The sequence below is a fragment of the Umezawaea sp. Da 62-37 genome, from assembly GCF_032460545.1.
In the GTDB taxonomy this organism is placed as follows: Bacteria; Actinomycetota; Actinomycetes; order Mycobacteriales; family Pseudonocardiaceae; genus Umezawaea.
Window position 1 is genome coordinate 8,740,017 of record NZ_CP135965.1, and the last position, 25,010, is coordinate 8,765,026.

General features: G+C 71.8%; 20 protein-coding genes. 11 read left to right on the forward strand and 9 right to left on the reverse strand.

The features are described from left to right. Positions 1 to 180: 180 nt before the first annotated feature. Together RM788_RS39815 and RM788_RS39820 are read right to left on the reverse strand one after the other, a co-directional pair. On the reverse strand, positions 181 to 1,152 hold the full coding sequence (locus tag RM788_RS39815; RefSeq protein ID WP_315924963.1) for a quinone oxidoreductase family protein: 972 nt from the start codon (positions 1,150 to 1,152) through the stop codon (positions 181 to 183). 26 nt (positions 1,153 to 1,178) lie between these two features. Further along, positions 1,179 to 2,792: a DUF885 domain-containing protein gene (locus tag RM788_RS39820; protein ID WP_315924965.1), complete on the reverse strand. Its 1,614-nt coding sequence runs from the start codon at positions 2,790 to 2,792 to the stop codon at positions 1,179 to 1,181. Between the two features lie 115 nt (positions 2,793 to 2,907). Here RM788_RS39820 and RM788_RS39825 point away from each other — a divergent pair, with 115 nt between their 5' ends. The 4 genes from RM788_RS39825 (at position 2,908) to RM788_RS39840 (ending at position 7,105) form a co-directional block, all read left to right on the forward strand. Continuing rightward, entirely contained in the window at positions 2,908 to 3,186 is a 279-nt protein-coding gene (locus RM788_RS39825; RefSeq protein WP_315934877.1) for a hypothetical protein, read from the forward strand. Then, a complete protein-coding gene (locus RM788_RS39830) occupies positions 3,183 to 4,046 on the forward strand; it encodes a DcsG N-terminal domain-containing protein (RefSeq protein WP_315924967.1) in 864 nt (287 codons plus the stop codon). Before RM788_RS39825 ends, RM788_RS39830 begins: the two co-directional genes overlap by 4 nt. 85 nt (positions 4,047 to 4,131) lie before the next feature. Continuing rightward, positions 4,132 to 5,265, forward strand: a complete 1,134-nt coding sequence (locus RM788_RS39835; protein WP_315924969.1) for an ROK family protein — start codon at positions 4,132 to 4,134, stop codon at positions 5,263 to 5,265. A gap of 46 nt (positions 5,266 to 5,311) precedes the next feature. Then, positions 5,312 to 7,105: an alpha-galactosidase D gene (locus tag RM788_RS39840; protein ID WP_315924971.1), complete on the forward strand. Its 1,794-nt coding sequence runs from the start codon at positions 5,312 to 5,314 to the stop codon at positions 7,103 to 7,105. 85 nt (positions 7,106 to 7,190) lie between these two features. On the opposite strand, the gene RM788_RS39845 is transcribed toward RM788_RS39840, so the two are convergent. Further along, positions 7,191 to 8,786: a monocarboxylic acid transporter gene (locus tag RM788_RS39845; RefSeq protein ID WP_315924973.1), complete on the reverse strand. Its 1,596-nt coding sequence runs from the start codon at positions 8,784 to 8,786 to the stop codon at positions 7,191 to 7,193. Between the two features lie 4 nt (positions 8,787 to 8,790). Then, a complete protein-coding gene (locus tag RM788_RS39850) occupies positions 8,791 to 9,222 on the reverse strand; it encodes a DUF485 domain-containing protein (RefSeq protein WP_315924975.1) in 432 nt (143 codons plus the stop codon). A 328-nt stretch (positions 9,223 to 9,550) separates the two neighbouring features. Here RM788_RS39850 and RM788_RS39855 point away from each other — a divergent pair, with 328 nt between their 5' ends. The 4 genes from RM788_RS39855 to RM788_RS39870 all read left to right on the forward strand — a co-directional run bounded on the left by RM788_RS39855 (position 9,551) and on the right by RM788_RS39870 (position 13,832). Further along, the gene (locus RM788_RS39855) at positions 9,551 to 11,965 is read left to right on the forward strand and encodes a sensor histidine kinase (protein ID WP_315924977.1); all 2,415 of its coding nucleotides are present in this window, start codon (positions 9,551 to 9,553) and stop codon (positions 11,963 to 11,965) included. Then, positions 11,962 to 12,393: a roadblock/LC7 domain-containing protein gene (locus RM788_RS39860; protein ID WP_315924980.1), complete on the forward strand. Its 432-nt coding sequence runs from the start codon at positions 11,962 to 11,964 to the stop codon at positions 12,391 to 12,393. Before RM788_RS39855 ends, RM788_RS39860 begins: the two co-directional genes overlap by 4 nt. Before the next feature lie 127 nt (positions 12,394 to 12,520). Then, on the forward strand, positions 12,521 to 12,901 hold the full coding sequence (locus tag RM788_RS39865; RefSeq protein ID WP_315924982.1) for a DUF742 domain-containing protein: 381 nt from the start codon (positions 12,521 to 12,523) through the stop codon (positions 12,899 to 12,901). Positions 12,902 to 13,085: 184 nt separating this feature from the next. Beyond that, positions 13,086 to 13,832 (forward strand): Clp protease N-terminal domain-containing protein, encoded by a 747-nt coding sequence (locus tag RM788_RS39870; RefSeq protein ID WP_315924984.1) that lies wholly within the window; start codon positions 13,086 to 13,088, stop codon positions 13,830 to 13,832. Between the two features lie 327 nt (positions 13,833 to 14,159). Here RM788_RS39870 and RM788_RS39875 read toward each other — a convergent pair whose 3' ends face one another. Next, positions 14,160 to 14,951, reverse strand: a complete 792-nt coding sequence (locus RM788_RS39875) for an alpha/beta fold hydrolase (RefSeq protein WP_315924986.1) — start codon at positions 14,949 to 14,951, stop codon at positions 14,160 to 14,162. A gap of 199 nt (positions 14,952 to 15,150) precedes the next feature. Here RM788_RS39875 and RM788_RS39880 point away from each other — a divergent pair, with 199 nt between their 5' ends. Continuing rightward, a complete protein-coding gene (locus tag RM788_RS39880) occupies positions 15,151 to 15,615 on the forward strand; it encodes a GbsR/MarR family transcriptional regulator (protein WP_315924988.1) in 465 nt (154 codons plus the stop codon). Positions 15,616 to 15,646: 31 nt separating this feature from the next. On the opposite strand, the gene RM788_RS39885 is transcribed toward RM788_RS39880, so the two are convergent. The 3 genes from RM788_RS39885 to RM788_RS39895 form a co-directional block, all read right to left on the reverse strand. Then, positions 15,647 to 16,612, reverse strand: coding sequence for a COX15/CtaA family protein (locus tag RM788_RS39885; RefSeq protein ID WP_315924990.1), 966 nt, complete (start codon positions 16,610 to 16,612; stop codon positions 15,647 to 15,649). A 43-nt stretch (positions 16,613 to 16,655) separates the two neighbouring features. Further along, entirely contained in the window at positions 16,656 to 17,369 is a 714-nt protein-coding gene (locus tag RM788_RS39890) for an ABC transporter permease (RefSeq protein ID WP_315934878.1), read from the reverse strand. 89 nt (positions 17,370 to 17,458) lie between these two features. After that, positions 17,459 to 18,397, reverse strand: a complete 939-nt coding sequence (locus RM788_RS39895; RefSeq protein WP_315924992.1) for an ABC transporter ATP-binding protein — start codon at positions 18,395 to 18,397, stop codon at positions 17,459 to 17,461. Between the two features lie 135 nt (positions 18,398 to 18,532). Here RM788_RS39895 and RM788_RS39900 point away from each other — a divergent pair, with 135 nt between their 5' ends. After that, on the forward strand, positions 18,533 to 19,195 hold the full coding sequence (locus tag RM788_RS39900; RefSeq protein WP_315924995.1) for a DUF998 domain-containing protein: 663 nt from the start codon (positions 18,533 to 18,535) through the stop codon (positions 19,193 to 19,195). After that, the gene (locus tag RM788_RS39905) at positions 19,192 to 21,216 is read left to right on the forward strand and encodes a glycosyltransferase (RefSeq protein ID WP_315924997.1); all 2,025 of its coding nucleotides are present in this window, start codon (positions 19,192 to 19,194) and stop codon (positions 21,214 to 21,216) included. Before RM788_RS39900 ends, RM788_RS39905 begins: the two co-directional genes overlap by 4 nt. Here RM788_RS39905 and RM788_RS39910 read toward each other — a convergent pair. Further along, a complete protein-coding gene (locus RM788_RS39910; protein ID WP_315924999.1) occupies positions 21,150 to 24,974 on the reverse strand; it encodes a patatin-like protein in 3,825 nt (1,274 codons plus the stop codon). The genes RM788_RS39905 and RM788_RS39910 overlap by 67 nt on opposite strands. Positions 24,975 to 25,010: the final 36 nt, after the last annotated feature.

Genomic DNA, 25,010 nt, shown 5'->3' on the forward strand with positions numbered 1-25,010 from the left:
ACTAGGTGGCGGTTAGGTTTTTGTTGGTGTCACTGATGTTGCTTGCCGGTGGTGGCGTCCTGTTCGGCCTGTTTTGCCGTGTGTCCACATCGGACTGGGGAGGGCTGGTGGGTCGATGACGTCCCAGCCCTCCTCCCGGTGTCAGGTGGTGGCCTGGCCGGTGGCGTTCATGTTGCGTTTTCAGGGGATGAGCAGGAGTTTGGCGGTGGTGCGCCTACCTTCCAGGTCCTCGTGGGCCTGGCGGGCTTCGGCGAGGGGGTAGCGGGCGCCCACGGCGACCTTGAGGGAGCCGTCGGCGATGGCGGCGAAGAGTTCGCCTGCGCGCCATTCGAGTTCGTCGCGGGTGGCGACGTAGGCGCCGAGCTTGGGGCGGGTGAGGTAGACGGAGCCCGCGGCGTTGAGGCGTTGCGGGTCGACCGGGGGCACTGGGCCGCTGGCGGCGCCGTAGAGGACCATGAAGCCGCGTGGCTTGAGGACCGAGAGGCTGCCGTCGAAGGTGTCCTTGCCGACGCCGTCGTACACGGCGTTGACGCCCACGCCGTCGGTGAGGCGGCGGACCTCGGGGGCGAAGTCGACCTCGGAGTAGCGGATCACCTCGTCGGCGCCTGCCTCGCGGGCGAGGGTTTCCTTGGCGGCGGTGGAGACGGTGGCGATGACGCGTGCGCCGCGCGACTTCGCGAGTTGCACGAGGAGTTGGCCGACGCCGCCCGCTGCGGCGTGCACCAGCACGGTGTCGCCCGCGTGGATGGGGTAGGTGGAGGTGACCAGGTAGTGCGCGGTCAGGCCCTGGAGCATGGTGGCGGCGGCGGTCTCGTCGTCGACCTCGTCGGGCACGGGGACGGCGCCGTCCGCCTTCACGACGACCTGTTCGGCGTAGCTGCCGATCGAGTCGTGCCACGCGACCCGGTCGCCGACGGCGAAACCGGTGACGTCGGGGCCGGTGGCGGTGATGGTGCCCGCGCCCTCCAGGCCCAGTGCGAGCGGCAGTTCCAGCGGGTAGAGGCCGGAGCGGTGGTAGGTGTCGATGTAGTTGACGCCCGCCGCGGCCACGGTCACGAGCAGTTCGCCGGGCCCCGGTTCCCTCGGGTCCACGTCGGTGAACTCCAGGACCTCGGGTCCACCGGTCGTGCGAACGAGCACTGCCTTGGGCATAACGGTCCCCATCCTTGTCTTCTTGGTCATCCGCCGAGGGCCACGCGTCGCGCGAGGCCGAGCGGCAGCGCGCCGGAACCGGCGATCGTGTCGTGGAACTCGCGCAGGGTGCCCCTGCCCGCGGCGAGGTAGTCGGCGCGGATCCCGTCGATCTCCAGCGCGCCGGTGAGGTAGGACGGCGCCTGCGTCGGCCACGCGCAGTACCGGGTGACCTCGCCCTTGGCCGTGCCCGGCGTGAGGGAGGCCTTGGTGGTCATGAACACCTCGGCCTCCTCGGGGGTCTGGTCGCCGCAGTGCAGGGCCGTGTCCACGATCATGCGCGCCGCGCGGAACAGCCGCGCCTCGAGGTGCGCCAACTCCTTCGCGGGCTCGGTGAAGTAGCCGTGTTCGCGCAGCAGCTTCTCCGCGTAGAGCGCCCAGCCCTCGGAGAAGTACGGCGTGCGCAGCACCTTGCGCACCGGCCGGTCCTGCGCGGCCAGCCACGACAGGTGCCAGTGGTGGCCGGGGTAGGCCTCGTGGACGGCGACGGACGCGAGCTGCGCGCGGGAGTTCGTGCGCAGCCGCTGTGCGACCTGGTCGGGGGTGAAGTCGTCCGGCGTGTACGGCACGAAGAAGTGGCCGGTCCTGGCGGCGGTCAGCGGCGGGGGAGACATGTAGGAGGCGACCGAGAGCACCGGGCGCTGGAACTCCGGCGACGGGACGACCCGGCACTCCTCGCCGTCGGCGAACGTGACCAGCCCGTGCTCGGCCAGGAACGCCCGCGCCCGCCTGGTCTCCGCCTCGTACTCGGCGCGCATGGCCTCCAGCGTCGGCGGGTGGTCGTCCTGCAACCCCAGCATCACGTCGTGCCAGTGCCGGGGGGCGGCCAGCTCGTTCATCTCGGCTTCGAGGTCGGCGTACGCGGCGATCCCGCGCTGGTGCAGCTCCGCCGCGCCGTAGCCGAGGACCTCCTGGTCACGCAGCAGCGTGGAGTACAGCTCCTCGCCCATCCGCCAGTCTCCGGTGGCGCGCTCGGCGAAGTCCTCCAGGAACCCGGCCAGCTCGTCGAACGCGGCCGCGGCGGGCTCGGCGGCGGCCGCGAGCCTGGCGCGCAGGTCGGGGTCGGCGACCTCGGCGGGCAGCGACCGGGTGAGGAACGACCGGCCGGACCTCGCCTGGCCGATGGCGCGCCGGACGATGATCGGCGCGGCCAGCCCCGGATCCAGGTTGGCCCGGCACGCGGCGAGCACGGACGGCACCTCGGCCAGCCGCGCCACCACCGAGTCCACCAGTTCCGGTTCCGGGCGCAGCCGGTTCAGGAACGCCGTGAACAGCGGGAACAGCACCGCGGACAGGTAGATCGACGGGTCGCGCCGCCACGCGGGCCAGGTCGCCTTCGCGCGCTGCCCCCGCAGCACCGCGACGAGCAGGTCGCGGTCGACCGACTCCTCCAGACCCAGTCCGTCGATCGGCACCGCCTCGAACCGGGCGAGCCACTCGCCCGCCTCGCGCTCCTGCGCGGCGAACCCGTCGGCGCTGAAGTCGCCGAACGTCCGGTCGTGCTCCAGCGAGCCCAGCATGGCGGCCTGACCCGGTGAACGGTCGAAGTGCCACGCGAGCACGCCGTCGACCAGGCCGGGAAGTGCGTTGTGATCGGTCACCTGCGGGAAGTTACCCGCAGCGGGGGGAGAGGGTGATCACCTGCGCGGAGTTACCGGCGGGTTCTAGAGTTGACGGGTGGCTGACGACGTGAAGGACGAAGGCGGCAAGCCCGCCATGCCCCCGAAGGCGGCGGTGAAGTCGGCGACGGCGTTCGTCGCCCAGCACGGCAAGGGTTCGCGCGCGGTGGTGGAACCGGTCGGACGCGCGGGCGTGCGGGTCGTGCTCGTGGGCGCCGACGACGGCGCGCTGGGCGACGTGGTGCTGCCCGACGTGGCCACGGCCGAGGCGCTCGTCGAGCAGGTCGCCGACCTGGAGCCCGCTGAGTGGGACCGGGAGACGACGGCCGCGCTGCGGATCGGTCCGGCGCACCGGCGCAAGATGGCCGGTCGATGAAGGTCGTCTTCGTCTCCTGCGCCGAACTGCCCTCCGGCGACAGCGACGACGACGCGGTCGTCGACGCCCTCGTGGACGTCGGCGTGCACGTCGAGTGGGCGCCCTGGGACTCCGGCGCGGACTTCGCGTCGGCCGACCTGGTCGTGCTGCGCACGCCGTGGGACTACACCGAGCGGCTGCCGGAGTTCCTGGCCTGGTGCGAGTCGGTGCCCGCGCTGGCCAACCCGCTGCCGGTGGTGCGGTGGAACACCGACAAGTCGTACATGGTCGAACTCGCGGACGCCGGTGTGCCGATCGTGCCGACCACGCTGCTGCGGCCCGGTGACGAGCCGGAGTGGCCCTCGGGCGAGTTCGTGCTGAAGCCCGCCGTCGGGGCGGGGTCGGTGGGCGCGCTGCGGGTGGCCGACGGCGACCACGCGGCGGCCGACGCGCACTGGAAGGCGCTGGGCGTGCCCGCGCTGCTCCAGCCCTACCAGTCGACCGTGGACGAGCACGGCGAGACGGCGATGGTCTTCTTCGGCGGCCAGTACTCGCACGCCTTCACCAAAGGCGCGATGTTGACCGAGGACGCGGAAATGGACGAGTCCGGTCACTACGTGCTCGAACGGCTGTCGCCCGCGGCACCGGACGCCGCCCGCCGTCGGGTCGCCGAGGACGTCGTGGACGCGGCGGCCGGGGTGCTCGGCGTCCGCCGGGCCGACCTGCTCTACGCCCGCGTCGACCTGGTGACCGGCGCCGACGGCTCGCCGCTGCTGCTGGAACTGGAACTGGCCGAGCCCTCGCTGGGGTTCCGGCAGGCCGACGCCGCCGCGGCCCTGCGGTTCGCCTCGACCATCCGCGCGGCTCTGCAAGACCGCTGATCACCGCTGGGGACCCGATCCCCGGCGGTGTTCGGCCATCATTAGTTTCTTGACGAAGTTAATTTATTCGGCATACCGTTGCCCGATGGCGGCAACGAGGCCCCAACGGGCTCCGATCACGAGCCCCGCGGCGGCGACGGTGTTCAGCACCGTCCTCACGCAGGGACCGGTCTCGCGCGTCGAGGTCGGCAGGCGCACCGGACTGTCCTCCGCGGCGGTGACCAAGGCCGCGCGTCCCTTCATCGACGCGGGCTACCTGGAGGAACTCGCCTCCGAGGAGCGCAGCGGACCGGGCGCGGGCCGTCCCCGCAGCCCGCTCGCGATCCGCGCCGACCGCGAGTTCTTCATCGGCGTCAAGATCACCGGTGACGACCTCATCGGCGTCGTCTGCGACCTGCGGGCCAGGGTCAGGGCCACCCGCCACCGCGCGCTCACCTCCACGGCCGTGCCCGACGTCGTCGCCGCGCTCGCGGCGCTCGTGGCGGAGCTGGCCGCGCCCTACCGCGACCGCGCCTACTGCCTCGGCGTCGCCGTCTCCGGTGACGTCGACCAGGTCGGCGGCGTCGTCCGGTACTCGCCGTTCCTGCGCTGGCGCGACGTCCCGCTGGGCGACCTGCTCGCCGAGGCGACCGGGCTGACCGTACGACTGGAGAACGACGTCAAGGCGCTCGCGGTCGCCGAGCAGTGGTTCGGCGAGGGCATCGGTGTCAGCTCGTTCGCGCTGGTCACGGTCGGCGCGGGCATCGGCTGCGCGCTCGTCGTGGACGGCCGCCTGGTCACGGGCGCGCGTGGCGTCGCGGGCGAACTGGGCCATGTGCCGGTCGGCGGTTCCCAGCCGTGCCACTGCGGCGGCACCGGGTGCGTCGAGGCCATCGCGTCCACCGGCGCGATCGTGGCCCGCTCCGGGCTGCCGATCGACGAGGCGGTCGCCAGGGCGCGGGCCGGTGACGAGGCCGTGCGCGCGGTGTTCGCCGAGGCCGGGCACGCGATCGGCCTCGCTCTGGCCGCCATGGCCAACCTGATCGGGCCCGAGCGCGTCGTCCTGTCCGGCGAGGGGCTCGACGCCTACGACCTGGTCGACGAGCACGTCCGCGCCGCCTTCACGGCGCAGGCGTTCGGGAGCGTCGCCGAGTGCGCGCTGATCATCCGCCCGCTGCCGTTCGAGGAGTGGGCGCGCGGCGCGGCCGCCGTCTCGATCCAGGCACTGTTCCGTCCCTGATCCAACACCCCTGCCCTGCCACACCCCTGCCGGTGAAAGGGAAGTCATGTCCAGATCGCTCACCCTGCGAAGGGCGCTCGCCGTCCTGCCCGTCCTCGCCGCGGCGCTCGTGGCGCCCGGCCCGGCGTCCCCCGCCGTCGCGTCGGCCCCGGAGACCACCGCGACCGCGCCCGCCGCCGACGGACCGCTCGCCGCGAAGCCGTACATGGGCTGGAGCTCGTGGAGCATGCAGTCCAGCAACCACCCCGGCCTGAACCCGAAGGGCATGGGCAGCTGGCTGACGGAGGCCAACCTCCTCAAGCAGGCCGACGCGGTCGCGTCCAGGCTCAAGGCCAGCGGCTACACCTACGTCAACATGGACGCGGGCTGGTGGATGAACTGGGACTGGGTCCCGGACTTCGACACCAACGGCCGCCCGAAGACGAACCCCGAGCGCTTCCCGCACGGCATCGAGCACGTCGCCGACCAGATCCACCGCAAGGGGCTGAAGTCCGGCATCTACCTGCCGGTGGGGCTGGAGAAGGTCAACTACGACAAGGGCGACTTCCCGATCGCGGGCGCGCCCGCGTGCAGCACGCACGACATCGTCCACGACGACCTGCGCACGACCAACGGCTGGGACAGCTCGTACAAGCTGGACTTCGCCAAGCCGTGCGCGCAGAAGTACGTCGACTCCATCGCCACCATGTTCGCGGGCTGGGGCATCGACTTCTTCAAGCTCGACGGCGTCGGCCCCGGCTCCGGCAGGGCGGGGGCCGACTACGACAACCGCGACGAGGTCGCCGCCTACCGCAAGGCGCTGGACGCGACCGGCCGCAAGATCCACTTCGAGGTGTCCTGGTCGCTCGACATCGCCGCGATCGACACCTGGAAGGCCCACACCAACGGCTGGCGCATCGACACCGACGTCGAGTGCTACTGCGACACCCTGGTCACCTGGGAGAACTCCGTCGACAACCGGTGGGCCGACCTGCCGCAGTGGGTCCGGCACGCCGGACCCGGCGGCTGGAACGACCTCGACTCCCTCGACGTGGGCAACGGGAGGATGGACGGCATCACCCCCGACGAGCGCCGCAGCTACATGACGCTGTGGTCGATCGCGGCCGCCCCGCTCTACACCGGCGACGACGTGACGAAGCTCGACGAGCTCGGCGAGCAGCTGCTGACCAACCCCGAGGTGCTCGCGGTCAACCAGCAGGGCAGGCCCGCCAAGCCGGTCGAGGAGGGCGTCGACCAGCAGACGTGGTGGGTGGAAAACACCGACGGCTCCTTCACCGTGGCCCTGTTCAACCTCGCCTCCACGCCCAAGGCGGTGCAGGGCCGGTGGAGCGACCTCGGCCTGTCCGGCGCGGGCCGGGTGCGGGACCTGTGGGCGCGCAAGGACATCGGCACGTTCGGCGGCGGGTACGGCGCCGTGCTGCCCCCGCACGGCTCGCGGCTGTTCAAGGTCACGCCCGCGCAGCGCTCCGGCGGCATCGAGGCCGAGTCGGGCCGGATCGGCGGCCGGGCCGCGGTCCGGGACTGCGCCGGCTGCTCGGGCGGCAGGAAGGTCGGCGACCTCTACCAGGGCGGCTCGGTCGAGTTCCGCGACGTGCGCGTGCCCAGGGCAGGCACCTACCGGCTGGCCGCGTCCTACCTCTCGGGCGACCCGCGCTGGTTCGGCGTGACCGTGAACGACGCGCCCGCCGTGTGGGCCGAGTTCCCGGCCACGGCCGACTGGAACACCGCGGCCGCGCACGAGCTGGTCGTGAACCTCAAGGCGGGGACCAACACCGTCGTGTTCGACAGCGGCGCGGGCTACGCGCCGGACCTCGACCGGATCGACATCAGCCCGGTGTAGACGGGCCACGGTCGCGCCTCCGGACCACCGGCCTGTGCCACCGGATCACCGGTGGCACAGGCCCTCGTCGGGAGTGGGCGGTCGACTACTTGAGCCCGGAGCCGAGACCGGTCAGCGAGCGGACCTCCATCTCGGACTGCTTGGCCGGGTCCGCCCCGGAGCGGCTGAGCATGGTGCCCAGCCAGCCGCACAGGAACGACAGCGGGATCGACACGATGCCGGGGTTGCCCAGCGGGAACCAGTGGAAGTCGACACCGGGGAAGATCGAGTTCGCCGAGCCGGACATCGAGGGCGAGAAGACGATCAGCACCACGGACGAGGACAGCCCGCCGTAGATGCTCCACAGCGTGCCCGTGGTGTTGAACCGCTTCCAGAACAGCGAGAACAGGATGGTCGGCAGGTTCGCCGACGCGGCCAGCGCCAGCGCGAGCGCCACCAGGAACGCCACGTTCTGCCCGCTCGCCGCGATGCCGCCGACGATCGCGAGCAGACCGACCACCACCGCGGTCAGCCGGGCGACCCTGATCTCCGAGCGCGGGTCGGCGTTGCCGCGCTTGATCACGTTGGCGTAGACGTCGTGGGCGAACGACGCGGACGCGGTCAGCGTCAGGCCCGCGACCACGGCGAGGATCGTGGCGAACGCGACCGCCGCCACGACGCCGAGCAGGACCGCGCCGCCGATCTCGAACGCGAGCAGCGGCGCCGCCGAGTTCTCGCCACCGGGGGCACCGGCGATCGTGTCCGAGCCGACCAGCGCCATCGCGCCGAACCCGATGACCAGCGTGCACAGGTAGAACGCGGCCATCAGCATCGTCGCCCAGACCACGGAGCGGCGGGCCTCGCGCGCGTTCGGCACCGTGTAGAAGCGCATCAGCACGTGGGGGAGGCTGGTCACGCCGAGCACCAGGGCGAGCGCGAGCGACACGAAGTCGAGCTTGGCCAGCGCGCCGCCGCCGTACTTCGAGCCGGGGTCCAGCACGCCCTCGCCAAGCGGGGAGTGCCGCGCGCCCGTCTCCATGATCGCGGACAGGCTGAAGCCGAACTTGCCGAGCAGGAACACGGTCATGAAGCCGACGCACAGCAGGAGCAGCACGGCCTTGATGATCTGCACCCAGGTCGTGCCCTTCATGCCGCCGAGCAGCACGTAGAGGACCATCACCACACCGACCACGGCGATGACCACGGCCTGGCCCGTGCGGGTGTGCACGTCGAGCAGCAGCGCCATCAACGCGCCCGCGCCCGCCATCTGCGCGATCATGTAGAACAGCGAGATCACCAGCGTCGCGTTCGCCGCCGCCGCCCGCACCGGGCGCTGCTTCATCCGGAACGCCAGCACGTCGCCGAGGGTGAACCGGCCGGTGTTGCGCAGCCGCTCCGCGATCACCATCAGGCCCAGCAGCCAGGCCACGACCCAGCCCACGGAGTACAGGAAGCCGTCGTAGCCGTGCACGGCGATGCCGCCGGAGATGCCGAGGAACGAGGCCGCGGACAGGAAGTCGCCGGACAGCGCGATCCCGTTCTGCGGCCCGGTGAAGCTGCTGCCCGCCGCGTAGTAGTCCGACGCCGTGGCGTTGCGGCTGCTCGCGCGGTAGACGATGTAGAGGGTGATCAGCACGAACACGGCGAAAACGCTGATGTTGATCGCCGTGCTGCCGCCGGTCGCCGTGGCGTTCGACTGCACCGTTCTAGTCCTCCACGCTCTCGGCCAGCGCGCGCACCGCGCGCGCCTGCGGATCCAGCCTGCGCTTCGCGTACCGGGCGTAGCTCAGCGTCAGCACGATGGTGCTCGCGAACTGCAGGAGACCCACCACGATGCCCACGTTGACGACGCCCAGGACCCTGGTCGCCATGAAGTCGTGCGCGTAGGCCGACGCGATGACGTAGGTCAGGTACCAAGTGAGGAACAGCGCCGTCGCCGGGAAGATGAATACCAGGGCGCTCCGCCGCAAGGCGGCGAATTCCTCGGTCTGTTGGATGGCGACGAAGTCCGGATTGCCTTCGTCGTCCACCAACAACGTCTTGCCGGGCTCGTCGAATGTCGCGAACCCGCGCCCGCGATTAAGGGCCGAGTTAGGGGGCTGCCGCGTTTCCGGGGGAAGCGGCACGGCTTTCGTCATCGTGATCCTCCACGGGGATTCCGACGTGCGCCGCTGCACGCGCGACCGGGGGCCGGAGGCGCACAGTGTAGCCGGACGCGGCGCCGAGTCAACCGGATGGCCCTGGTCCGTTGCCCGATCGTCCACTTCCGTACCGCTCGGTCTGCCGCCCGTTACGCCATTCGGTGAGAATCTGCCCTGTCGGCCGTTGTCGAGGGCCGATGCCTCGCCTACGATCGTCCGACGACATCGCCACCGCGAATCACGACCCACTACCGAATCACAACAACGATTCAAAACGCGGGTTAACCCGCGTGGTGATCACCAACTACGACCTGGGGTCTATCCGGTGACTGTGCAGAACCGTGTTCGATGGCGGTGGGCCACGGTGGCGGACTGGCGCAATTGGCGACTTCCCGTCAAGGTCGCCGCCGTGCTGCTGGTTCCCGTGGCCGTCGCCGTCGGTGCCGGCGTTCTCCAGATCCGCGGTTACGTCGTGCGGGCGGACTCCTACGCCGCCGTCGGCAAACTGGTCACGCTGCGTTCCGCGATGACCCCGTTGGTCACCGCGCTCCAGGACGAGCGGGCCTACCAGGCGGGCCGCGTCGACGGCGCGGTGCCCGAGCCGGGCGCCTTCCACGAGCGCGCCGCCGTGACGACCCGCGCGCTGGACAACGTCCGCTCCATCGCGGCCGACGCCACGCTGCTCAGCGACGTCTCCGAGTCCCGCTACTCCGAGGTCCTGACCCAGATCAACGGCCTCCCGCAGCTGCGGCAGTCGATCGACGCCGGATCGGACGTCTCGGTCGCCGTCGTCTCCTACACCACCGTGCTGCGCACCCTGCTCGACTTCGACCAGGCGCTGGTCAACGAGTTCGGCGACCCGGCGCTGGCGGGCACCGGCGTCGCGCTGCACAACCTGTCCATGGCGGGCGAGCAGCTCTCGCAGCAGCACGCCGTCGTGCTCGCGGCGGTCAGCCGCGGCCGCCTGCTCGACGCCGAGGCCGTGTCGCTGGGCCAGTCGACGCTGCGCTACCAGGACCGGCTCACCGACTTCACCGCGCTCGCCAACTCCGACCAGCGCGCCGAGTGGACCCGGACCGTCACCGGCCGGGACGTCCTGGCCCGCGAGCGGATGGTCAACGACGCGCGCGCCTCCGCGGACACCACCGGCACCGGCGAACCGCCGTCGCTGGCGTCGAAGGTCACGGCCGGGGAGTGGGAGTCGGCCTCCCACATCACCGACACCCTGGTCGGCGCGGTGGTCGTCGACCTGGAGGGCGAACTCGCCTCGACCGCCTCCAGGCTCCAGGACGACACCAGCGACCAGGCGGGCCTGACCTCGACGATCCTGCTCGCCTCGCTGCTCGTCGCCGTGGGCATCGGCGTCGTGGTCGGCAACAACATGATCCGCTCACTGCTGACCCTGCGGCGCACCGCGCTCCAGGTCGCCCGCCACCAGCTCCCCGCGCTCGTCGCCGACCTGCGCGAGGAGGGCGCGAGCGAAGTCGTGATCGAGCCGGTGGCCGTGCACACGACCGAGGAGTTCGGCCAGCTCGCCCGCGCGTTCGACGCGGTCCACCAGCAGGCCGTCGGCTCCGCCGTCGAGCAGGCCCGGCTGCGCGGCGGACTGCGCAACACCTTCGTCAACCTGTCGCGCCGCAGCCAGGGACTGGTCGAGCGGCAGCTGCGGCTGATGGAGGAGTTGGAGCGCAAGGAGGAGAACCCGCAGCAGCTGGCGAACCTCTTCAAGCTCGACCACCTCGCGACCCGGATGCGCCGCAACAACGAGAACCTGATGGTCCTGTCCGGAACGGACGTGACCCGCCGGTTCAGCAAGCCGATCCCGCTGGCCGACGTGCTGCGCGCGGCGGCGTCGGAGATCGAGCAGTACCAGCGGGTCGTCGTGCAGACCACGCCCCAGGTCGAGGTCGTCGGCTACGCCGCGAGCGACCTGGTGCGGCTCATCGCCGAACTGCTGGACAACGCCACCGCGTTCTCGCCGCCGCGCAGCCACGTGGTGATCGTCGGACGGCCGCGCAGCGGCGGCGGCGTCGTGATCGACGTGATCGACGAGGGCGTCGGCATGTCGGGGCCCGAGCTGGAGGCGGCGAACGAGCGCCTGCGCTCGGTGTCGACCGACGAGCTGCCCGCCTCCCGGCAGATGGGCCTGTTCGTCATCGCCAGGCTGGCCGTCCGGCACCAGGTCGAGGTCACCCTCGTCGACCAGGGCCCGCACCGCGAGGGCCTGCGCGCCGTCGTCGGCGTGCCGCCGGACCTCGTCCGCCAGCCCGCGAAGGAACCGCCGAGGGTCGTCGACACCCGGCCCGCGGCCGCCCGTGCCGCCGCCCTCCCACCGTCCCCCCGACCGCGGCCCGCCACCAACGGGGTAACGCCGGACCAGGCGCGGACGACGGAGAGCGAGTGGTCGTCCTTCCGCGGGAAGGCCATCGACGACCGGAACGGCGCGGCGACACCGCGCTCGGTCTGGTTCAAGGGCAAGCTGCCCGCGGGGGAGGCGCCGCGCCACCGCCTCGACGGTCCCCCGGAGCCCGAACCCGCCCAGGGGGCCGCGCCGGACGCGGGCCTGCCCAAGAGGCAGCCGCGCGGCAACCTCATGGGGGGCCGACCGGCCACCAACGGCGTCGCGCCCGCCAAACGGGACCCGAACGCGACACGGGGTTTCCTCTCGAACTACCAGACGGGAATCCGGCAAGGTGTGCGGGATTCCGGTGATCAACGTTCCGCTCAGGAGGATCCATGAACGCCTCGCGGTCTCGCCAGGTGGACCAGTTCGGCTGGCTGATCACCAGCTTCACCGAGCGCGTGCCAGGAGTCGCCCACGCGGTGGTGATCTCGGTGGACGGCCTGCTGCTCACCGCGTCCGCGGGCCTGCCGGAAAGGCGCGCCGACCAGCTCTCGGCGATCGCGGCGGGCGTCACCAGCCTCGCCCAGAGCGCCGCGCTGTTCTTCGACGGCGGCGGCGTGCTCCGCTCGGTCGTCGAGATGGAGCAGGGCATCATGCTGCTGATGTCGGTCCGCGACGGCTCGTGCCTCGCGGTGCTCGCCGCACCGGACAGCGACGTCGGCCAGGTCGCCTACGAGATGACCGTCGTGGTGGACCAGGTCGGCCAGCTCCTCACGCCTGAGTTCCGTGCCGAGCTGCACGGTGCCACCCGCATGTCGGCGTGAGGCCACGATGAGCGGACCCGACTCGGAGCAGACCTTCGCCGATCTGCTCAACGGTTTAACGCTCGACAGCGGCAGGCGCCGGGGTCGCAAGCACAAGCGCGACCGGCCCGAGGCCCGGACGATCAGCGTGCCCGCCCGGTCCGACGTGCCCTCGTCGGACGAGGACGGCGAGTCCGCCTCGATCGTCCGGCCCTACTCGTGGACCGGCGGCCGCACCACGTCCGACTTCCAGCTCGAGATCGAGACCATGGTGAGCGCGGGCGAGGAACTGCACGCGGGCCCGATCAAGGCCGAGTACCAGGACGTGCTCGCCCTCTGCGAACGCCCCCGCTCCGTCGCGGAGGTCGCCGCCCTGCTCGGCATCCCGCTCGGCGTGGCCAAGGTCCTGCTCGGCGACATGGCCGAACGCGGCCTGCTGGAAGTCCACGCGACCGCCGTCGTGGCGGGTGACCACATCCCCGACCTCGGCCTGATGGAACGCGTCCTCGGCGGCCTCCGCAACCTCTAACCCGCGAGTCGAACCCCCAGACACCCCGTGTCGAACACTCAGACACCTCGTGTCGAACCTCCAGACACCCTGAACTCTGCACCCCGGCGTCTTGCGTCGGGGTTTTTTGCTGCGGGTCTTGAGGTGTAACCCCTTCTGGGGGTATAGATGGGGGTATACGCAATCGCGGACCGGAGGGGTGTCAATGCCGAAGATCAACGTTTACCTGCCGGATGAGTTGGCCGACGCGGTCAAGGAGTCCGGTGTGCCTGTTTCGGCTATCTGCCAGAGGGCGTTGGAGCAGTCGGTGAAGAGGGTCACCGCGATTCGGGCGACGGTGTTGGGGGACCTGGAGGTCGACGATCCGACGGCCGGGTTGACGCACTTCACCGATCGGGCGCGGGCGGCGGTCAAGCTCGGGGTCGGGCGGGCTCGGGAGGAGGGGGCGGGCGTGGTGAGCAGCGGGCATCTGCTGCACGGGTTGCTTGCCGAAGGGACGAATCTGGGGTTGCGGGTACTTCAGGCGGTGGAGGTGGATCCGGGGCGGGTTGGTCGTGAGCTGGGTCGTTTGTCGTCTGCGGGGGGTGGGGGAGAGGCTGCGCGGTTTGGTGGGGATGCGGCTAATGCCTTGGAGTTGACGGTTGTCGAGGCGGTGACGCTTGGGCACAACTACGTGGGGTGTGAGCATCTGCTGCTCGGTTTGATCGCGGAGCCGGATGGGTTGGGGGGGCAGGCTTTGCGTGCTGCTGGGGCGGAGTTGCGGTTGGTGCGGGGGGCTGTGGTGGCGGCGCTGGCGGGGTATGTGCACTTGAGGGCGCAGCCGCAGTCGGAGGCTTTGATCGCGGGGGGTGCCGGGGCGGCGGGGTTTGTTGCTGAGGCGGTGCGCAAGGAGATTGAGCCTCTTGTGGGGAGGCTTGATCGGCTTGAGGCGCGTGTGGGTGTGGAGGGGTGAGGTGGGGTGGGTTTTGGTGGTGGGGGTTTTGTTGGTGGGGATTTTGTGAGGGGGCGGCTCGATATGGGGGTGTCGTGCTGGGTCGCCGGGTGTCGGATCCATGTTCTCCGGGTGCGGCCGGCTTGACTTGGGGCCCCTCTTTTCGGCCCTCGGCGGTCTAAAAGGGCAGGTGGTAGTGCTCCTGCCCGCCGTTGAAAGTGTAGGGCCGAAAATCCCAAGTCAAGCCGGCCGCACGGCGGACGAGTGCTGCTCGGTCGGCTGTGGTTGGGAGCCTGGCTCGGCAGGTAAGCGGGTCGGTGATCGGAGCGCGACCCTGTGGTTGTTGCGCTACCTGCTGATGATCACGGCCAGCGCTGAGTAGAGCGCGTGCGGGTTGTCGACCATGGGGAAGTGGCCGGAGTCGGGGATGGCGAAGGTGGTTGACGGGTCCAGGAGGGGGAGCAGGTGGCCTAGGCGGTCGCCGTGGGCGCCGTGCAGGAAAGCGGTGCCGGTCATTGCTCGGTACCAGTCGAGGAGTTTTCCGCTGTCGGACCATTCGACCAGTGAGCGTGCGCTTTCGTGGACGGCGGCGGGGGAGCACATGGCTGTCCAGTCGCCCCATGCCCGCAGGTCGGCTTCGGGTGCGGCGCGCAGTGAGTCGATGAACCGGCCGAACTCGTTGTCGGCGAAGTCGTCCAGTTCCAGGTCGGCTATCTGCCTGCTCACCAGGCCCGCGTCGTCGCCGACGAGGTTGCCTTCGATGCCGGTGAACGTGATCAGGTTCCGCATGCCCTGGGCGGCGATCAGGCCGACGGCGCCGCCCAGGCTGTGACCGGCGAGGTGGACGCGGGTCGGGGCCAGGCGGGTCACGACGCGGCTGACCAGGTCCGCGTAGTTCTCCAGGGTGTGGGCGCCGAGGGGGAGGGGGGCGGTGCGGCCGTGGCCGGGGAGGTCGATGGCGCAGGTCGTGATGTGGGCCAACGCCGGTGCGTCGACGACGGCGGCGAAGCTCTCCTTCGTGCAGCTGAGGCCGGGGAGCAGCACGAGGACGTCCGGACCGGCGGGGCGGATGTCCGCGACGACGTCGACCATCGCGCCGCCGTGTTCGACGGGGATGACCTGGTTGGGGAGGAAGTTCATCGTCGCTTCCGTCGGTCGGTGCAGCGGACAGGGTCTGGTGTTCATCGGTTCGTTTCGCGAGCACCTTGACCGCATTCATTCTTTAGCGTTGTCCGGGATGGCTTTTCGATCTTTTCCACCGCATTCGTGCGGGTGTCTTGCCAAGATCCATATGCTGACTTACTGTGGCTTCAGTGTTGACCGAAACCAAGGAGTCGCCGTGAGCGTCGGCAGGGAAACCCGCCTCTCCGCGTGGATCGAGCGCCTTGCCGCGCACTTCGCCGAAGAGGGCATTCCGCTGATCGGCGGCCGCATCCTCGGTCATCTGCTCGTGTGCGAACCGACCGAGCGGACCGCAGCCGAGCTGGCCCAGGAGCTGGAGGCCAGCAGCGGGTCGATCAGCACGAACCTGAAGTTCCTGGTCAACGCCGGGCTGGTCACCAAGCGGACCCGGCGTGGTCGTCAGGCGGCGGAGTACCGCGTCGACGAGAAGCGGTGGGCGGACATGGTGCAGCGGCGCCTGGACGCGCTGGTGAGCGTCCGGGACCTGACGCAGTCGGGCATGCGGCTGCTCAGCGGCGATCCGCAGCGGGCGCACCGGCTGCGCGCGGTGGACGAGCTGTACGGGTGGCTGGCCGACGAGCTGCCGCCGTTGTGGGAACGGCGTCCCGCGCCGCCCAAGTGACCTGATCGGCGCTGTTCCGGGAGAACCGGCCTCACACGGGCTGTTCGGCCAGGTCCAGTCGCTCGTGGTCGCCGTCGGCGTGGTTGGCGGGCACCGGTCCGCGCGACCGGCTCGCGACCCACAGCCCGGCGGTCGCGACGACGACCGCGCCCGCGCCGAGCACGTGCAGCGACACCAGCACCTCGGGCACGCCCGTCCAGTACTGCACCATCCCGAGCGCGCCCTGCGAGAGCACGACGGCGACCAGGATCCAGAAGCGGCGGCGCAGCACGGTGTCCTCCGACAGCGCCCGGATCGCGAAGCCCAGCGCCGTCAGCATTCCGAGGAACAGGAACAGCAGATCGGCGTGCACCTGCGCGACGTCCGCGACCGGCAGGTCGAGGCGCGGGGTGTCCGAGTCGCCCGCGTGCGGGCCCGCGGCGGTCACGAAAGTGCCCGCCAGCAACAGGAATCCGAGCACCACGCCCTGCAGCGCCTGCAATGCCAGCAACGGCCGGGGCAGCAGCAGGTCCGCCGGTTCGTCGCCCTCGGCGAGCGAGCGGTAGAGCAGCACGGCCATCCACACCAGACCCATGGAAACCAGGAAGTGCACCGAGACCGTCCACCACAGCAGTCCGGTGAGGACGGTGATGCCACCGATCACGGCCTGCAGCGCCACCCCGCCGAGCTGCACCAGCGCCAGCACCAGCACGCGCCGCCTGCGCGGCTCACCCAGCCACGCGGCCACCACGATCAGCCCGGCGATCACGCCCACGACCCCGGTCAGCGTCCGGTTCCCGAACTCGACCCACTGGTGCAGCGGCAGGACCTCCGGGTGCGCCACCGGAGTCAGACTGCCCGCCACGCACTGCGGCCACGTGGGACACCCCAGCCCCGACCCGGTCACCCGGACGATAGACCCGGTGACGGCGATGCCGCCCTGTGCGATGACCAGCGCTACCGCGATGGCGCGCTGGAGTGCGAGGAGGCGGGTGGTGAACCACGGGGGAACGGTCACCGGTCGATGGTAGGACGGGGTCGCTGAGGGTCCGCCGGGCGGGTCAGTCCAGTTTCGTCGTGCGCGTGGCCAGCGCGGCGGCGCCCAGACCCCACACCAGGAGCACGGCGATCGGGCCGATTCCGGGGCCTGTGCCGTCGACCACAGCCGAGTGCAAGCCCTCCGCCAGGGCGGCCGACGGCAGCAGTTGCACGACCTGCGCGACACCCGACGGCAGCGCGTCCACGCCCAGCGCCACGCCGCCGATGAGCAGCAGCGCGAACCAGACGATGTTGGCCAGCGCCAGCACGATCTCCGCCCGCAGCGCCCCGCCGAGCAGCACGCCCAGCGCCCCGAACGTCAACGTCCCCAGCACGATCAGCAGCACCGCCCACGCGATGCCGCTCACCGGCGGACGCCAGCCCAGCAGGAGCGCGGTGCCGCCGAGGATCAGCACCTGGATGGCGACGACGGCCAGGGCGGCGGTGACGCGGCCCGCCACGAGCAGCCAGCGGGGCAGGGCGGCGGCGAGGCGCTTGAGGACGCCGTAGCGGCGGTCGAAGCCGAGTGCGATGGCCTGGCCGGTGAACGCCGACGACAGGATCGCGAGGGCGAAGACGCGGGCGGTGGCGGAGCCGACCCGCGGGTCCGGCATGGGGATGACGGTCATCAGGGTGAGCGCGACGAGCAGCGCCACCGGGATCAGGACGGTGAGCAGGATCTGCTCGCCGTGCCGCAGCGTCAGCAGCATCTCCATGCGCGACTGCGCCAGGAACATCCTGCCGAGCTTCCCCCTGCCCGGCGAGGGCGTGAACGTGCCGGGGGCGAACCTGGCCGACGACGTCACCGGGTCTCCGATCGCTCGGGTCACGAGCGCAGCTCCCGACCGGTCAGTTCGAGGAACACGTCCTCCAGGCTGCGCTTGGCGACCATCAGCTCCTCCGCGAGCACGCCCTGCTGGGCGCACCACGACGTGACGGTCGAGACGACCTGCGGGTCGATGCGACCCTCCACCAGGTAACTCCCCTGCGTCGGTTCGCGCACGCGGAGGCCTTCGGGCAGCGCCGCGGTGAGCAGCGAGGTGTCGAGGCCGGGGCGGGTGCGGAAGCGGAGCTGCTGCTCGTCGGGTTCGTCAGCGGTGAGCTCGCGCGGGCTGCCCTGCGCGACGACCCGGCCGGAGTCGACGATCACCACGTGGTCGGCCAGCTCCTCGGCCTCGTCGATCAGGTGCGTGGTCAGCAGCACGCTGACGCCGTCGCGCCGCAGCGCGGAGATCAGCTCCCACACCAGCCTGCGCGCCTGCGGGTCCATGCCCGCGGTCGGCTCGTCGAGGAACACCAGTTCGGGGCGGCCGACCAGGGCGCACGCGAGCGAGAGCCGCTGCTGCTGGCCGCCGGAGAGCCGCTTGTACGGGGTGCGCACGGCGGAGGTGAGGCCGAGCACGTCGAGCAGCCACGCCGGGTCGAGCGGGTTCGCCGAGCAGGTAGCGATCAGCGCCAGCAGCTCGTCGGCGCGGACGCCGGGGTACCCGCCGCCGCCCTGGGGCATCACGCCGATGCGCGGCCGGAGCTTGTCGCCCTGCGTCCTGGGGTCGAGGCCGAGCACGCGCACGGTGCCCTCGTCGGCGGTCCGGAAGCCCTCGCAGACCTCGACGGTCGACGTCTTGCCCGCCCCGTTGGGGCCCAGCAGCGCCAGCACCGCGCCCGCGTCGAGGGTGAGGTCGAGCCCGTCCACCGCCACCTTGGAGCCGTAGCGCTTGACCAGTCCCGACACTTCGACGGCGCACGTCCGGGACTGGGGGCTCACGAGCGGGCAGCCTAGTGCGGCGAATGCGCCACCCGGTGGTGGGGTCAGCCCTACCGGGGGTCTCGGGGTGTCGTCAGGGTTGTCTCGGGGGAATTCCCCATACCTGCGCAAACGCGTTTGCGTCACACTTCCGATATGGAAGTGATTCGGGGGAAAAGGCGCGCGGTGCTGGCACCACTCGCTGTTGCGAGCCTGGTTCTTTCGTTGTTCCCGATTGTTTACCTGCACGTGGCGTCGGCCGGTCAGATTAGTCCCATCAGCCACACGATCAGCGACTACATCTTCGTCGCCAACGGGACCGGGCTGCTGGCGGTGACGGCGCTGTCGCTCGCCGCGGGCTCCGTCGTCCTGCTGATGGCGCTGTTCGGAGCGGGTCTGCCACGACGGGGGCCGATCACCGTGCTGGTGGGCCTGTGGTCCGCCGGTCTGACCGCCGCCACCGTGTTCCCCACCGACCCGACCGGGACCCCGACGACATTCCCCGGCGCCGTGCACCGCTACGCGGGCGCGATCATGTTCGTCAGCCTGCCGCTGGCCGGATTGCTCATTTCCCGGCGATTCATCCCGAGTACCACGGTCCGCAATCTCGCGTTCGCGAGCGGGATCACGAGTTTCCTATTCCTGCTGAGCCACGTCCCGGTCGTTTTCCCCGGAAACGGCGCGCTGCTGCTCGGGCTCGCCGAACGGATCCTGTTCGCCGTCCTCTACGGCCTGCTGTTCGCACTCGCCGCCGCGCTCCGGCGGGACAACACCCGAACCACGGACAACGCACGGACCACGGTGGAGGTGACCGCGTGACCGGCATCGCGATCCTCCTCGCCGTCGTCGGCGCCGCCTTCTTCGCGCTCGCCGCCCGCCTCCAGCACAGCGCCGTGTGCGACGGTGACGGCGGTCCCCGGATCTCCGCGCTGCTGCGGCGGCCCCGCTGGCTCGCCGGGCTCGTGCTGCTGGTCACCGGGTCGGGGGTGCACGCCGTGGCGCTCGGCATGGCGCCGCTGACCGTCGTGCAGCCGGTCGGGGTGCTGGCGATCGGCATGACGGCGCTGCTGGACGGCCGCCGCAGGGCGCTGCCCGCGGTGGCGCTGACCACGCTGGCCGTCGGCGCGTTCGTGCTGCTCGCCGCCGGGAGCGCCACGGCGACGCGGGTCGCACCGGAGGCCGAGGTCCGCGCCGGGCTGCTCGTGCTCGGCCTGGTCGCGCTGCCCGCCCTGTTCGGCGTCCTCAGCGGCCGTCCGCACCTGCGCGCCCTGTCGTTCGGCGTCGCCGGGGGCGTGGCGTACGGCTACGTGTCCGTCCTCATGCGCGCCGTCTCGCAGGACGTGCAGCAGGGCGCCTTCGGCTGGGCGTCCGCCGCCTCCGTGCTCGGCATCGTCACCGCGCTGCTCGTCGGCGGCTGGTTCATCCAGCACGCCTACGCGGGTGGCCCCGCCCACCTCACCGTCGCCTGCCTCACCGTCGTCGACCCGCTGGTCGCCGTCGGCATCGGGGCCGGGCTGCTGGGGGAGTCCGCCCGCACCACCGGGTGGACCGCTCTGGCCCAGATCGCGTGCGCCTGCATCGCCGTCGGCGGCGTCTGCGTGCTCGCCCGTCGTGAAGAACCACTCATCGGATCGGAGAAGCTCGTGAACAACGGACGCGCACCGCGGGTCGTCATCGCCGCGGAGACCTTCCCCCCGGACGTCAACGGCGCCGCGCGGTTCGCGCACCGCCTCGCGGTCGGCCTCGCCGGACGCGGCAACGACGTCCACGTCATCTGCGCGGACCCGGTCGGCCCGGCGAGGACGGAGTTCGCCGACGGCATCACCGTGCACCGGCTGCGGTCGCGGCGCACGCCGTTCTACCGCGGCTTCCGGGTGTGCCTGCCGTGGGAGGTGCGCGACGACGTCAGCGAGTTGCTCGACCGGCTCGAACCCGACCTGGTGCACGTCCAGGCCCACTTCGTGATCGGCCGCCAGGTGCTGCGCCAGGCCGCCGACCGCGGCATCCCGACCGTGGCCACCAACCACTTCATGCCGGAGAACCTGTTCGGCCACGCGCACGTCCCCGGCTGGTTGCAGTCCGCCGCCTCGCGCTGGGCGTGGCGCGACCTGGCGAAGGTGTTCTCCCTCGCCGACGCGGTGACCGCGCCGACCCCGCGCGCCGTGCAGCTGTTGCACGACAAGGGTTTCCCGCACCCGGCGGAGGCGGTGTCCTGCGGCATCGACATCGACCGCTACCGGCTTCGTCCCGCGAGGCGGGACAACGCCCATCCCACCGTGCTGTTCGTCGGCAGGCTCGACGAGGAGAAGCGGGTCGACGAGCTGCTGCGCGCGCTGGCGCTGGTGCCGAGGCTGCACGCCGAGATCGTCGGCGACGGCTCGTGCCGCGCCGAGTGGGAGCTGCTGGCCGCCCACCTCGGCGTCACCGACCGGGTGCGGTTCCGCGGTTTCGTCGACGAGGAGTCCCTGCTGGACGCCTACGCGAACGCCGATGTGTTCTGCATGCCCGGCGTGGCCGAGCTGCAGAGCCTCGCGACCATGGAGGCGATGGCCGCGGGCAAGCCGGTCGTCGCGGCCGACGCGATGGCGCTCCCGCACCTGGTCCGCCCCGGCCGCAACGGCTGGCTCTACCAGCCCGGCGACGTCCGCGGCCTGGCCGACCGCCTGCACGGCGTGCTGGCCGACCCGGCCGTGACCGCCCGGATGGGCGCGGCGAGCAGCGAGCTGATCGCCCACCACGCCATCGGCGCCACGCTGGACCGCTTCGAGGCCGTCTACGCCAGGGTCGGGGGTGTGGTGCCGGTGCCCGCGCCGCTGCCGGTCGCCGAGCTGGCGGCCTGACCGCGCTTGGCGCGCACGGCGTCGACGACGCGCAGGGCGGCGGGCTTCAGCACCAGCTCGCCGTTCTGCTGCCTGTCCACCAGGAACCGGTACAGCAGCGCGTAGCTCTCCAGCTTCACGCGCAGCGCGTCGGCGAGGTCCTCGCCCTCGCGGGTGGGGATCGTCTGCTCCGACAGGCTCCGCACGATGGCGCGGCGGGCCCGCATCGGCACCCACCAGCTCGTCACCAGCACCAGGACGAGCCCGAACACCAGCGACGTCGCGAGCACCGACTCCCAGCCGGTGAAGTGGATCCCGCCCAGTTGCAGGCCCACCGCGACCAGCAGGAACACGATGCCGTAGACGACCGCCCAGCCCGCCGTCGCCGCGGCGGGCGCCTCGGCGCTCTCGGTGCGCCACCGGCCGCCGCGCCGCCGCCAGCGCTGCAGCGACCGACCGCCCGCGGACGCCGCCGCGACGCCGATCGCGATGGCCACCGCGGGGCCGATCACGACGAGTTCCGGGCTCAGCCAGGTCAGCTCGTAGAGCCGGTACTCGATCACGGCCCACACCGCGGCGACCACGGCGACCCCGGCGGCCAGCCGCCACACGACCTTGCCGATCCGCTTGTAGGTGCGCCGGTCCTTCAGCACCGCGAACGGGGTGCGGATGGGCGCGGGCAGGCTGCCGATCACCAGCAGCGCCACCACGACCAGCGCGACACCGCCCACGGCGACCACGCCGGTGGCCGCGTCGCCGCGGGTGGTGTCGGAGTTCAGCGCCGACCGCGTGCGGTCGATCGCGATGATCACCAGCGGGATCACCGGTGACAGCAGCACGAGCCCGTGCAGCAGGGTGCCGGACCGCAGCGCGGCGTAGCCGAACGCGGCCATCAGCGTGCCGCCGCCCAGCGCCGCGGCCGGGCCGACGGCCCAGTTCGGCAGCAGGTTGAACAGCGCCAGCACGAGCAGCGCGCCGCCGACGGCGAAGCCGAGGGAACCCAGGAACTGGGCCAGCTTGCCGCCCCTGGTGAGCCCGGTGATCGTCCAGTACGGCAGCAGCGCGCCGCCGCGCAGCATCCTGGTCAGCGGTTTCGCCGCGGCCATCCCGGAGTTCTTGCTGTCCGCCACGGTCACCGCCACCGCGGCGGCGGTCGCGGCGGTGCGGATCATCTGGTCGCTGCCCGCCTCCTGCCCCAGCGGTTCACGGCCGATGCCCGCCTCGTCGAACGCGCGCAGCGCCTGGAGCCCGATCGTCACGCTCGCCGCCCGCGCCGACTCGGTGCCGAAGTCCACCGGCCGTTCCAGCCGGGCCAGCAGCCCGCGGTGCTCCTCCAGGAACAGCTCGCCGCGCGACCGCGGGTCGCCGCCGTCGTTGCGGTCGGCCAGGATCGACGCCCGCAGCGCGGGCAGCTCCTCGACGATGATCCGCACGTGCAGGCCCCACGCCGCCAGCTCCGCCACGGCACCGGCGGTGGGCGGCAGGTCGCCCGCGAGGGTCTCCTCGGCGTAGAACGCGGCGAGTTCCTTCTTGGCCGCCGCGACGGCCGGCGCCAGGTCCGGGTGCGGCCCGCCGAACAGGTCGTCCACCAGGTCGTCGATCCGCCGGTGCGCCCGTTCCGCCGCCTTGTCCGGGTCCTTGCGGCCGCCCGTGGTGGTGAGCAGGTCCATCCGGCGCAGCCGCCGCGGGTCGAAGACGACCTTGCACAGCATCGTGGCGCCGTCGAGCCTGCCCCAGATCCAGTCGTTGACCCGCCAGGACCGCTTGAGGAACCCGGAGAACCGGTTGAGCGACGCGCCGCCCGCCTTGTCGTCGGCGGTGAGGCTCTGCCGCGCGAACGCGTTGCGCGTCTGGAGGCTGATCTGCACCAGCTCGACGGCCTGGTCGAGGCCGGTACTCGAGTCGGCAAGGCACATGGTCGACACCTCGAGCGCCATCAGCCGCGACAGCCACACGCCGGGACCGGGGAGCAGCCCGACCTCGGTCTCGCGCGCGGTCGGCTCCGGGGCCAGCAGCGCCTTCCACGGTCCGAGCCCGCCCAGCCGCAGCCGGTCCTCGTCGTCGATGAGGGCCAAGATCCGCTGGGCGTCGTCGACGAGCAGCCCGATCTCGGCGACCCGCGCGCGCACCTCCGCGCCGATCGACCCCACCGCGCCGCCGGTCATCCGCTCGCCGTACACGCCGAGCCTGCCGCCCCAGTAGGCCTGGTTGAGCGTCTCGGAGTTCTCGCCGGTCCACGTGACGTCTACCTTCTCGCGCAGCTGCCGCAGCGCGGCCCGCACCCGGTGCAGCCGGGTCCGCGACTCCGCGACCGCCGCGCACGCCCCGCTCAGCACGCCCTCGTCGGTGTCCGGCACGACCCAGACCATCCGCTTGAGCAGGTCCATCGCCGAGGCGGCCAGCGTCTCGGCCATCGTGATGCCCCACTCCCAGCCGGTGTCGGCCAGCGCCGCGGGCAGGTGCGCGGTGGGCACGTACGGCAGCTGCCCGCGCGCGGCGCGCCACTCCCGCTGGGCCGCCTCGGCCGCGGCGCGCACCCGTTCGAACGACCACCCGGCCGCGTTCGAGCCGCGCACGGCGAACTGCCGGGTGGTGATGTCCCGCGCGGCCAGCCGGATCCGCACGTCCTCGTAGTGCTCGTGCAGCGTGTCCGCCAGCGCGTAGGCCTTCTCCGGGACGGGGACGTCACCCGCGCCGTTCGCGAGCCGCTCCAGCAGCGAGTTGCGGCCGCCGCGCCGCGAGGCGGCCAGCCGGTTGTGCTCCTCGATCTTCTCCACGTAGGTGCGCCCGCCCTGGCCGGACAGCGCCCCGAGCAGCTTGCCGCCGGTGGCGACGGTGCTGGGCAGGTCGCCGCGCACGTGCGCGGGCGGCTCGACGGCCTCGGGCTCGGCGTGCGGGAAGATCAGCAGCATCACCCGGCGCACCGGCCCGTTGGCGGGCATCCGGTCGATGGCCTCCAGCGCCTCGCGGGTCGGCGTGTTCACCAGCACGCCCCCGTCCACGGCGAACCGCGACCGGTCGGTGTCGGTGTGCCGCGCCCAGGAGGCGATGTCGCCCATGTCCGGCTTCGACGGCGTCGACTGGCCGTTGACGGGGATGAACGAGGGCTCGAACGCGAACGGGAACGACGCCGACGAGCGCGCGGCCAGCGCCATCTGGAGCACCCGCCTCGGCAGGTCCGCGGGGGCGAAGTCGTCCCGCCCGACCGTCTCGTCCGGCGGCGTCGCCCACTCGTAGGCGTCGCGGCGGAAGGAGAAGCTGCCCTGGTTCGAGGACTGCACGAGGGGCTGGCCCAGGTCGTCGTAGGAGACCATCGGCACACCGCCCAGCAGCGTGGTCGTGATCCGCAGGTCCATCGGCCGGTGCTCGGCCTTGGTGGGGGTGAAGTCGGTGGTGAGCCGGGCCAGCATCTCCTGGAGGCGGGGGAGGAAGAACTCGTCGCCCTGGAGGAGCGACACCGGCTGCCCCTGGAACGGGGTGCGCAGCAGCTGCTCCATCCGGCCCTGCTCGGCCCACAGGTCGCGCAGCCTCGACAGGTCGGTGGTCTCGTTGACCTGGGACACGGCCAGCGCGGCGCCGTTGATGCCGCCCGCGGACGTACCCGTGATCACGTCGGCGCGGGCCGTGCAGCCGACCATCGACAGCAGGTGCTGGTAGGTGGTGCCGTCCCTGGTGAGCCGGTCGAGCTCCAGCACGACCCCGCCCATCCAGACGGCGAGGCTGACGCCCCCGTTGAGCACGACGGCGAACCGGATCTGCTCCTGCGGTAACTCGGCCACGAGTCCCCCTCCCCTGACCACCGCGGCGGGCGATCA

Bases quoted from the DNA above. Each gene is read 5' to 3' on its own strand.
- RM788_RS39870 (WP_315924984.1), top strand. From the start codon at position 13,086: ATGCCGAAGATCAACGTTTACCTGCCGGATGAGTTGGCCGACGCGGTC.
- RM788_RS39900 (WP_315924995.1), top strand. From the start codon at position 18,533: ATGGAAGTGATTCGGGGGAAAAGGCGCGCGGTGCTGGCACCACTCGCT.
- RM788_RS39850 (WP_315924975.1), bottom strand. From the start codon at position 9,222: ATGACGAAAGCCGTGCCGCTTCCCCCGGAAACGCGGCAGCCCCCTAAC.
- RM788_RS39815 (WP_315924963.1), bottom strand. From the start codon at position 1,152: ATGCCCAAGGCAGTGCTCGTTCGCACGACCGGTGGACCCGAGGTCCTG.
- RM788_RS39840 (WP_315924971.1), top strand. From the start codon at position 5,312: ATGTCCAGATCGCTCACCCTGCGAAGGGCGCTCGCCGTCCTGCCCGTC.
- RM788_RS39835 (WP_315924969.1), top strand. From the start codon at position 4,132: ATGGCGGCAACGAGGCCCCAACGGGCTCCGATCACGAGCCCCGCGGCG.
- RM788_RS39875 (WP_315924986.1), bottom strand. From the start codon at position 14,951: ATGAACTTCCTCCCCAACCAGGTCATCCCCGTCGAACACGGCGGCGCG.
- RM788_RS39890 (WP_315934878.1), bottom strand. From the start codon at position 17,369: ATGTTCCTGGCGCAGTCGCGCATGGAGATGCTGCTGACGCTGCGGCAC.
- RM788_RS39860 (WP_315924980.1), top strand. From the start codon at position 11,962: ATGAACGCCTCGCGGTCTCGCCAGGTGGACCAGTTCGGCTGGCTGATC.
- RM788_RS39825 (WP_315934877.1), top strand. From the start codon at position 2,908: ATGCCCCCGAAGGCGGCGGTGAAGTCGGCGACGGCGTTCGTCGCCCAG.
- RM788_RS39830 (WP_315924967.1), top strand. From the start codon at position 3,183: ATGAAGGTCGTCTTCGTCTCCTGCGCCGAACTGCCCTCCGGCGACAGC.